The 9348-nt window shown below is 61.9% G+C and carries 9 protein-coding genes and 2 rRNA genes (1 of these 11 only partly in view); all 11 read right to left on the reverse strand.

Features of this window, described 5'->3' with window-relative positions; all coding sequences use genetic code 11:
* Window positions 1-49: 49 nt before the first annotated feature.
* Entirely contained in the window at window positions 50-313 is a 264-nt protein-coding gene (locus Lysil_RS00310; RefSeq protein WP_103073613.1) for a hypothetical protein, read from the reverse strand.
* Window positions 314-377: 64 nt separating this feature from the next.
* Complete coding sequence (locus Lysil_RS00315; protein WP_103073614.1) at window positions 378-1349, reverse strand: helix-turn-helix transcriptional regulator; 972 nt, start codon at window positions 1347-1349, stop codon at window positions 378-380.
* Window positions 1350-1379: 30 nt separating this feature from the next.
* Window positions 1380-2294 (reverse strand): hydroxymethylbilane synthase, encoded by a 915-nt coding sequence (gene hemC / locus Lysil_RS00320; RefSeq protein ID WP_103073615.1) that lies wholly within the window; start codon window positions 2292-2294, stop codon window positions 1380-1382.
* Between the two features lie 24 nt (window positions 2295-2318).
* Window positions 2319-3056, reverse strand: a complete 738-nt coding sequence (locus Lysil_RS00325) for a LytR/AlgR family response regulator transcription factor (RefSeq protein ID WP_103074886.1) — start codon at window positions 3054-3056, stop codon at window positions 2319-2321.
* 55 nt (window positions 3057-3111) lie between these two features.
* Window positions 3112-3789 carry an alpha/beta hydrolase gene (locus tag Lysil_RS00330; protein WP_103073616.1) on the reverse strand — a complete coding sequence of 226 codons (678 nt, stop codon included), beginning with the start codon at window positions 3787-3789 and terminating at the stop codon, window positions 3112-3114.
* Between the two features lie 39 nt (window positions 3790-3828).
* Window positions 3829-4272, reverse strand: a complete 444-nt coding sequence (locus Lysil_RS00335) for a hypothetical protein (RefSeq protein WP_103074887.1) — start codon at window positions 4270-4272, stop codon at window positions 3829-3831.
* A gap of 81 nt (window positions 4273-4353) precedes the next feature.
* Complete coding sequence (locus tag Lysil_RS00340) at window positions 4354-4773, reverse strand: hypothetical protein (RefSeq protein ID WP_103073617.1); 420 nt, start codon at window positions 4771-4773, stop codon at window positions 4354-4356.
* 56 nt (window positions 4774-4829) lie between these two features.
* Complete coding sequence (locus Lysil_RS00345; protein WP_240599985.1) at window positions 4830-5546, reverse strand: HAD family hydrolase; 717 nt, start codon at window positions 5544-5546, stop codon at window positions 4830-4832.
* On the reverse strand, window positions 5543-6328 hold the full coding sequence (locus Lysil_RS00350; protein ID WP_103073618.1) for a lytic transglycosylase domain-containing protein: 786 nt from the start codon (window positions 6326-6328) through the stop codon (window positions 5543-5545). Before Lysil_RS00350 ends, Lysil_RS00345 begins: the two co-directional genes overlap by 4 nt.
* Before the next feature lie 227 nt (window positions 6329-6555).
* Window positions 6556-6669: ribosomal RNA gene (rrf, locus tag Lysil_RS00355) — 5S ribosomal RNA — on the reverse strand.
* A gap of 131 nt (window positions 6670-6800) precedes the next feature.
* Window positions 6801-9348, reverse strand: a 23S ribosomal RNA gene (locus Lysil_RS00360); it runs 331 nt beyond the window's last position.

The following is a 9348-nucleotide window of genomic DNA, read 5'->3' on the forward strand; positions in this document are numbered from 1 at the left end:
GCGGACATACTGGCCTCACCCGCCAGAAGTCAGGGTCGGCGCACCGGGATCACATCGGACGCAAGCGTCGCGCCTGGACGCGACGACCATTGCCGCGACGCGCGGTTGCCACCATTGAAAGCCGCGGCATCGGCAGCCCTTCCGCCACCCACAACGCGCACGCCGGCATCAGCACCAGCCACAACGGCATCCAGCCCAGCCAGGCACTCGACCCGCGCGCGGCCGGCACCAGCGCGACCAGCGCCAATCCGGCCAGCAAGGCGCGACGCAGCATCAACACGAGTTCGGGGTGGATGATCGAACGGATCTGCATGGCGAGGCTCCATCGTTGTGATGGAGCAAGCCTGATCTTTGGTCATCTCAGGGGCTGCGACTTCTCAGCCACGGTCGTAATTCGACGCCGCCAGCGTGAGCAAAGTTCGGGCCTGTTCGCGCAGGCTGCGCGGCTCGATGATCTCGGCGTCACCGCCATATTGCAGGATGTCCATCAGCAATTCGCGACCGTTGCTGTACGGCACCTTCAATTCGTAGGAACCATCGGGCAGGAAGCGTCCTTCCTGGCGCGAATGCCAATGTTCGTCGGCGACCCAGCGCGCGGACTTGGCGTTGAAACGGATGATGGCAACGCCCTTGGGGTCGCCCGAGAAAATCCCGTAGCCGCCGGCCAAATGGCGATCGAGTTCGGCTTCGGGAATATCACGCGCCGACGTTTCCAGCATTTTCGCGGCCGTCATGCGATCGACCGAGAAACTGCGCAATGCCTCGCGATCATGATCCCAACCGTCGAGATACCAGTTGCCGCGGTAGTGTGTCAGTCGCTGCGGCGAGACATGGCGGCGCGTGGTTTCGTCGGTGGAGCGCGCGCGGTAATCGAAACTCAATTCCCTGCGTTCCAGCGTCGCCGAAGCGACGGTGCGGAAGGAATGCTCGTCGATCTTGCGCGCCTTGTGCCCCAGTACGCGAATGCGTTCCATCGGCCAGCGCCGACCGCCGGCCTGCTCTTCCAGCAATTTCTCGATGCGCGATTGCAGCGGCGCCAACGCGCTGTTCAGCACGTTGCCGCCGGTGTGGCCCATCAGGGCCTGCGCAGCCATCAACGCATGCAGCTCTTCCGAACTCAGCCACAGGCCGGGCAATTCGAAACGTGATTCGTCATGGCTGTCGTAGCGGAATCCGGCATCGCCGTCGCCCACGATTGGCGCCATCAGCGCATCGCGCAGCCAGGCGATGTCGCGATAGACCGTGGCGCGCGAGCAGCCAAGCTGTTCCTGCAGGCTCGGCACCGTCACCGCATAACGCGACGACTTGAAGATGCGATGAAGTGCGTGGATGCGTTCGTGGCGGTCCATGATGAGGATGCAGGCGGCTCAACCCATAGCTTAACTTGCGGCGATCAAGGCCCGGGCACCGGTGGCCAGCAATTCGTCGGCCAGCCGCTCTCCGAGTGCATCGGGCGCGGCGGCATCGCCATCGCCACGGACGCGCAGGCTGCGGCCATCGGCCACCGAGGCGACCAGTCCCTGCAGGTCCAGCCGCCCACCCTTCAACTGCGCAAATGCGGCGATCGGCACGTGGCAACTGCCATCCAGGCGGCGGTTGAGCGCACGCTCGGCCTCGACACAGGCGCGGGTGGCGGGATCGTCCAGCACCGCAAGCAGCGCAGCGACACGCGCATCGTCGTCACGGCATTCGATGGCGATCGCGCCCTGCGCCGGTGCCGGCAGCCAATCCGGCGCGTCCAGCCGCGCGCGGATGCGATCGCCGAAGCCGAGTCGCTCCAGGCCCGCGCAGGCGAGCAGGATGGCGTCGTACTCGCCGGCATCGAGCTTGGCCAGCCGGGTGTTGACGTTGCCGCGCAGATCAGCGATCTCCACGTCGGGACGCAACGCGCGCAACTGCGCCTGCCGCCGCAACGATGTCGTACCAACCCTGGCGCCTGGCGGCAACTCCGCGATCGACGCGTATCGATTGCTGACGAAGGCATCGGCATGATCGCCGCGTTCGAGGATCGCCGGCAGTATGAAGCCGGGATCGAGCACCATCGGCACATCCTTGAGCGAATGCACCGCGCAATCGGCTTCGCCGCGTTCCATCGCCACTTCCAGTTCCTTCAGGAACAAGCCCTTGCCGCCGATCGCCACCAATGAGCGATCGAGGATCTCGTCGCCGCGGGTGGACAGCGGCACCAGTTCGATCTCGATACCCGGATGCGCCGCACGCAACCGCTCGGCGACGTGCTCGCTCTGCCACAGGGCGAGCGGACTCTTGCGGGTGGCGATGCGCAGGCGATTCATCCCGCCATTATCGCGCGCCAGCGATCATTCCTGTTCGATCGCCTGGCGGACCTCGGGCAGGCAGCGCCGGCTGATTTCCAGCGGCTCGGCGACGCCGTGCAGCAGCGCGTGGTACTGGCCATCGCCATCGCGGCGCAACCCTTCCAGCGCCCGCCGTGCCACCAGGCAATTGCGGTGGATGCGCAGGAAGCGGCCGGGAAACGTTTCCTCCAGCGATTTCAGCGATTCCTCGATCAGGTCGCCACCGCGCGCGTGATGCACCATCACGTACTTGTCGTCGGCCTGCAGATAGATCACCTCGTCGATGGCGATGCGGCGGACGCCACCACGCTGGCGCACCAGCAGATGCGCGCGACTGCCATCGGCCGCGAAACTGCCGCGGGTGGCGAGGAACTGGCGCGCACGCTGCAAGGCCACATCCAGACGCTCGCGTCGTACCGGCTTCACCAGATAATCGAGCGCCTCGACATCGAACGCGGCGGCGGCATGTTCGGCATGCGCGGTAACGAAAACAATGCCCGGGCGTGGCCGCAACTCCGCCAACTGGCGTGCGATCTCCAGACCATCGCGGCCCGGCATCGCGATATCGAGCAGCACCAGGTCGGGCGGCGACCGCCGCGCCATCTCCATCGCCTCGTCGCCATTGCCGGCCGCGCCGGACACCAGCACTCCCGGTGCTTGTTGCAGCAGCGAATGCAGGCGCTCACGCGCCAACGGCTCGTCGTCGACAACGAGCACGCGCAATATCTGATGGCCACCCATGTCCTGCACCCGACTGTGTCCCCACAACCTGTCGTGCCGCGATGGTAACGCGCGCTCAGGCGGCGCGGAACCGTGCCTCGAACCAGTCGGACAGGTCGGAGAGCTCCTGCGGCATCACCGCGTGCATCATCGGGTAGGCGTGCCATTCCACTGCGAACCCGCATTCGCGCAGCACTTCCGCACTCAGCTCGCCGGCGAGATACGGCACCACCGGATCGCCCAGCCCGTGCGCCATGAACACCGGCGGCTTGACCGTATCCCTGGGACATTCGGCCTTGGCGCGTTCCGGCGCCGGCAGATAGGTGGAAAGCGCGACCAGTCCCGCCAGCGGACGTTCGCGGCGGACGCCGAGCGCCAGCGTCACCGCACCACCCTGCGAGAACCCGGCCAGCACGATCCGCGATTCCGGCACGCCGCGCGCCACTTCGCGCGCGATCAGCGCCTCCGCCTGCGCGATCGATTCCTGTACGCCGACTTCATCGGCGCGATTGGCGAGATCGACATGCGCGATGTCGTACCACGCGCGCATCCGCATGCCACCGTTGATCGTGACCGGGCGCACCGGCGCATGCGGGAACACGAAGCGCACCGTCGGCCAACCGGCTCGACGCAATTCGGGAACGATCGGCGCGAAATCATGGCCGTCGGCACCCAGCCCGTGTAGCCACACCACCGACCATTGCGGCTCGCCCTGTCCGACGACCGTCTCGACGCATTCCAGTACTGTGTCCATGGCATCAGTGTGCCATGCACCGTCATGCGCGGGCGAAGGTCAGCGCGGCTTGAGGGTGAAGCTGGCCAGCGACACGCCGATGTCCCAGCCGTCGCCCTTGCCCTTGAGCGCGAGCGAGACGTTGCCCTTGGTCACGACCTGCACCTGCCGTGATTTCACCGCGCCGATATGCGCCTCGGCCGCGGCATAGGAACCGAGGACGTCGTGGATGTTGGCAATGCCGGTGAATTCACCGACGCCATCGGTGATGCGTGATTTGCCGAACGTCAGGCCGCCGCCGCGCGAGACGATCGTCACCGGCAGGTGGTCGCCGTTGCTGCAGCTGACCACCCCGGTCCCCGACGCGGTCTTGTAGAACGCCGACCAGCCTTCGAGATTGAACTTGAGATGGCAGTCCAGCGCATCCTCGGCCCGTGCCTGTGGTGCCCATGCAAATCCGCAGGCGAGACAGGCGATCAGCAGGGCACGTAAGGATTGCGTCATGAATGGCATCGAAGCCCACCACCCGGCGAGCGTGCGACACCATAGCACCGCCTGCTTGAACGGCAGCGAAGCCGCCTGTTATCAGCGGCAAGCCTCGCGGACGCCATCGTCGAGGGCGATCATGCGGTCGTAAGTCATCGTCCTGAATTCGCGGTCGCGGCTGCGGTCGCGATGGTGGCGGGCACGCTGGCAGTGATTCATGCCATCACCGCCCCGGGCCGATGCCACCCGGCCGCCACGACGCACCCGCATCAGCGCCGAGACCTCCGCTCGATTGCTGCGCTGCCATTCCAGTGTTTCCAACTGGCGCTGGCGGATCGCGCGCGTCTGGCCGGCACGGTCATCGTCGTAGCTGCGGGTCCAGCCGGCATGGGTGCCTGCCGGGCAATCGCCATCGACATAACTCACCGTGCCGCCGTGCCCGAGGCATTGGTGCACTTCGCCCGCCCCTGCGCCGCCGCTGGCCAATGCCAGCAACACGATCATTCCAATCTGCTTCATGCCTGCCCTCGCCATTGCGATGGACTCAGCTTCGCGCGCCAGCGGGGCGCAGTCTGTCAGCCGTTTCCGAACGCGAGGTCGGCGACCGCCGCGAAGATGCCCGAGGCATCGTCGACCTGGCGCAGGCGCGGATGCGCCGCGTCGACATCGTGCTCGGCCTCGTGCGCCCAGGTGACGTGGTAGGGGATGTGGATGCCGGCGCCGCCCAATTCCAGCACCGGCGCGATGTCCGAACGCAGCGAATTCCCCACCATCACGAATTCCTCCGGGCGCACGCCGAACTCGTGGAACAGGCGGGCGTAGGTCTCGGGATCCTTTTCACTGACGATCTCGATGCGCTGGAAGCGATCGGCCAATCCCGACGCGCGCACCTTTGCTTCCTGGTGGAACAGGTCGCCCTTGGTGATCAGCACCACCGGGAAACGCGCGGCCATGGCATCGACCGCAGCGGAAATTCCCGGCAAAAGCTCGACCGGATGCAGCAGCAATCCGCGCCCCAACGAGACGATGCGATGGATATCCGCGGCGACGATCCGCGCGTCGGTGACTTCGATCGCGGCCTCGACCATCGACAGCACCATGCCCTTGGCGCCATAGCCGAACACCGCGAGATTGCGCTTCTCCACCTCGTACAAGCGGCCGCCGAGATCGCCCAGGTCGATGTAACCCGCGACGATGCGCCGGAACTCGGCTTCGGCGGCACGGTAATAGTCCTCGCTTTTCCAGAGCGTGTCGTCGGCATCGAAGCCGACCATGCGAATGGCGGTCGTCATTGCGCGGCTCGCAGCAAAGGCTGCAATGGCGGCAATTTCATCGCCATGCGATACGCGGCATGCAACGCATCGACCTTCTGCACGTAGTCGACGGTTTCGCGGTACGGCGGGATGCCGCCGTACTTCGCCACCGCGCCGGTGCCGGCGTTGTAGGCCGCCGCCGCGCGGCTGTAATCGCCCTTGTAGAGCACCAGCAGTTTCTGCAGCAGGCGTGCGCCACCGCCGATCGATTGCCCATGCGCATAGGGATCTGCGACACCGAGTTCACGCGCGGTGTCCGGCATCAACTGCATCACGCCCTGCGCGCCCTTCGGCGAGGTCGCGCGCTCGTCGAAACCGCTTTCGGCGTGGGCAATCGCACGCAAGAAAGCATCATCGACATGGGTCTTCTTGGCCGCGGCCTTGAACTCCTTCGCGAACAGGTCGAGACGTGGCTTGCTGACCTTGCCCAAACCTTCGTGCGCCGGCGAACCCGGCGGGGTCTGCACGAAGAATTTCAGCACCGGCGTCGATCCCAGCAGGTTGCGCGTGCTGTAGACGGTCTTGCCGTCCTGCTGGCGTTCGTACAGGGTGCCGTTGATCACGCCGAGATCGCCCCACAAATTCGGCAATTTGGCGGCATTGTCGTCGATCTCCTTCGCGACGCATTTCGATCCCGGTTCAGGTGCCGTGGCCAGGCTCACGGTATTGCCGCGCACGCAGCGATACACCGTGCGCGCTTCGGCCGAGCGCATGGGCAGCAGGACGGTCACGGCAAGCAAGGCTGGCAGCAGTTTTTTCATCCGCGATATTGTCGCGGTATCGCGTGAACAGGGCATGCGCCGGAGGTCATGGCGTCGATTCTGGCGAAAATTGCACAACATAACGCACGAATCCTGGCGAATTCCAGACAACAAAACGCCCAGCTGTTGGCTGGGCGATGGCGCAAAAAGAAAACCCCGGCTTTTGGCTGGGGGTATCGAGCTCAAAGAGAAACGCCCAGCTTTTGGCTGGGCGTTTCGGGGTAAAAACCTGGCGATGACCTACTCTCACATGCTAAATGCACACTACCATCGGCGCAGCTGCGTTTCACTTCCGAGTTCGGAATGGGATCGGGTGGTACCACAGCGCTAATGTCGCCAGGAAACTGGTTGAAGACATCGTCGAATGCAAACGCATCGACGCTATCTTGCAGAAGGTGGAACGTAGCGAGAACTTTAGTTTTGCGTCAGACCGCCAATCGCGTCGATTGGGTCCAAGGCCACTTGAGGTTATATGGTCAAGCCGCACGGCTCATTAGTACTGGTTAGCTCAATACATTACTGTACTTACACACCCAGCCTATCAACCACCTAGTCTTGATGGTGCCTTCAGGGGGCTTGTGCCCCGGGAAATCTCATCTTGAGGCGCGCTTCCCGCTTAGATGCTTTCAGCGGTTATCGCTTCCGAACATAGCTACCCGGCAATGCCACTGGCGTGACAACCGGAACACCAGGGGTTCGTCCACTCCGGTCCTCTCGTACTAGGAGCAGCCCCTCTCAAATTTCCAACGCCCATGGCAGATAGGGACCGAACTGTCTCACGACGTTCTGAACCCAGCTCGCGTACCACTTTAAATGGCGAACAGCCATACCCTTGGGACCGACTACAGCCCCAGGATGTGATGAGCCGACATCGAGGTGCCAAACTCCACCGTCGATATGAACTCTTGGGTGGAATCAGCCTGTTATCCCCGGAGTACCTTTTATCCGTTGAGCGATGGCCCTTCCATACAGAACCACCGGATCACTAAGTCCTACTTTCGTACCTGCTTGATCCGTCGATCTTGCAGTCAAGCACGCTTATGCCTTTGCACACAGTGCGCGATGTCCGACCGCGCTGAGCGTACCTTCGAGCTCCTCCGTTACTCTTTAGGAGGAGACCGCCCCAGTCAAACTACCCACCATACATGGTCCCCGATCCGGATTACGGACCCAGGTTAGAACGTCAAGCACATCAGGGTGGTATTTCAAGGTTGGCTCCACGACAGCTAGCGCCATCGCTTCAAAGCCTCCCACCTATCCTACACAGACGAACTCAACGTTCAATGTAAAGCTATAGTAAAGGTTCACGGGGTCTTTCCGTCTTGCCACGGGAACGCTGCATCTTCACAGCGATTTCAATTTCACTGAGTCTCGGGTGGAGACAGCGCCGCTGTCGTTACGCCATTCGTGCAGGTCGGAACTTACCCGACAAGGAATTTCGCTACCTTAGGACCGTTATAGTTACGGCCGCCGTTTACTGGGGCTTCGATCAAGAGCTTCGCCTTGCGGCTGACCCCATCAATTAACCTTCCAGCACCGGGCAGGCGTCACACCCTATACGTCCACTTTCGTGTTTGCAGAGTGCTGTGTTTTTGATAAACAGTCGCAGCGGCCTGGTATCTGCGACCCCCATTCGCTCAGTCACGCACGTGACCACGAACGAGGGCGTACCTTCTCCCGAAGTTACGGTACCATTTTGCCTAGTTCCTTCACCCGAGTTCTCTCAAGCGCCTGAGAATTCTCATCCTACCCACCTGTGTCGGTTTACGGTACGGTCTTCGTAAGCTGAAGCTTAGGAGCTTTTCCTGGAAGCGTGGTGTTAGTCACTTCGCTCTAAAGAGCTCGTCTCGGTGCTCGGTATAAAGTGTCCCGGATTTGCCTAAGACACATACCTACCTCCTTTCCCCCGGACAACCAACGCCGGGTAGACCTAACCTTCTCCGTCCCTCCATCGCACTTACGCGAGGTGCAGGAATATTAACCTGCTTCCCATCGACTACGCATTTCTGCCTCGCCTTAGGGGCCGACTCACCCTGCGCCGATTAACGTTGCGCAAGGAAACCTTGGGCTTTCGGCGTGCGGGCTTTTCACCCGCATTGTCGTTACTCATGTCAGCATTCGCACTTCCGATACCTCCAGCAGACTTCTCAATCCACCTTCATTGGCGTACGGAACGCTCCTCTACCGCGCATCACATAGTGATGCACCCCAAGCTTCGGTTTATCGCTTAGCCCCGTTAAATCTTCCGCGCAGACCGACTCGACCAGTGAGCTATTACGCTTTCTTTAAAGGATGGCTGCTTCTAAGCCAACCTCCTGGCTGTCTGTGCCTTTCCACATCGTTTACCACTTAGCGATAATTTGGGACCTTAGCTGTGGGTCTGGGTTGTTTCCCTTTTCACGACGGACGTTAGCACCCGCCGTGTGTCTCCCATGTATTCCGTCTTGGTATTCGGAGTTTGCAATGGTTTGGTAAGTCGCGATGACCCCCTAGCCATGACAGTGCTCTACCCCCAAGAGGATTCGCATGAGGCGCTACCTAAATAGCTTTCGAGGAGAACCAGCTATCTCCGGGTTCGATTAGCTTTTCACTCCTAATCACAGCTCATCCCCGTCTTTTGCAACAGACGTGGGTTCGGGCCTCCAGTCCGTGTTACCGGACCTTCACCCTGGCCATGACTAGATCACCCGGTTTCGGGTCTATTGCCCGCGACTATGCGCCCTTATCAGACTCGGTTTCCCTTCGCCTCCCCTATACGGTTAAGCTTGCCACGAACAATAAGTCGCTGACCCATTATACAAAAGGTACGCAGTCACCCCACGAAGGGGCTCCTACTGCTTGTACGCACACGGTTTCAGGTTCTATTTCACTCCCTTCACCAGGGTTCTTTTCGCCTTTCCCTCACGGTACTGGTTCACTATCGGTCGGTCAGGAGTATTTAGCCTTGGAGGATGGTCCCCCCATGTTCAGACAGGGTTTCTCGTGCCCCGCCCTACTCAATTTCATCTGAATGGCCCTTT

Origin of the sequence: Solilutibacter silvestris (assembly GCF_002895945.1) — a bacterium.
In the GTDB taxonomy this organism is placed as follows: Bacteria; Pseudomonadota; Gammaproteobacteria; order Xanthomonadales; family Xanthomonadaceae; genus Solilutibacter; species Solilutibacter silvestris.

Bases quoted from the DNA above. Each gene is read 5' to 3' on its own strand.
- Lysil_RS00310 (WP_103073613.1), bottom strand. From the start codon at position 313: ATGCAGATCCGTTCGATCATCCACCCCGAACTCGTGTTGATGCTGCGT.
- Lysil_RS00315 (WP_103073614.1), bottom strand. From the start codon at position 1,349: ATGGACCGCCACGAACGCATCCACGCACTTCATCGCATCTTCAAGTCG.
- hemC (WP_103073615.1), bottom strand. From the start codon at position 2,294: ATGAATCGCCTGCGCATCGCCACCCGCAAGAGTCCGCTCGCCCTGTGG.
- Lysil_RS00325 (WP_103074886.1), bottom strand. From the start codon at position 3,056: ATGGGTGGCCATCAGATATTGCGCGTGCTCGTTGTCGACGACGAGCCG.
- Lysil_RS00330 (WP_103073616.1), bottom strand. From the start codon at position 3,789: ATGGACACAGTACTGGAATGCGTCGAGACGGTCGTCGGACAGGGCGAG.
- Lysil_RS00335 (WP_103074887.1), bottom strand. From the start codon at position 4,272: ATGACGCAATCCTTACGTGCCCTGCTGATCGCCTGTCTCGCCTGCGGA.
- Lysil_RS00340 (WP_103073617.1), bottom strand. From the start codon at position 4,773: ATGAAGCAGATTGGAATGATCGTGTTGCTGGCATTGGCCAGCGGCGGC.
- Lysil_RS00345 (WP_240599985.1), bottom strand. From the start codon at position 5,546: ATGACGACCGCCATTCGCATGGTCGGCTTCGATGCCGACGACACGCTC.
- Lysil_RS00350 (WP_103073618.1), bottom strand. From the start codon at position 6,328: ATGAAAAAACTGCTGCCAGCCTTGCTTGCCGTGACCGTCCTGCTGCCC.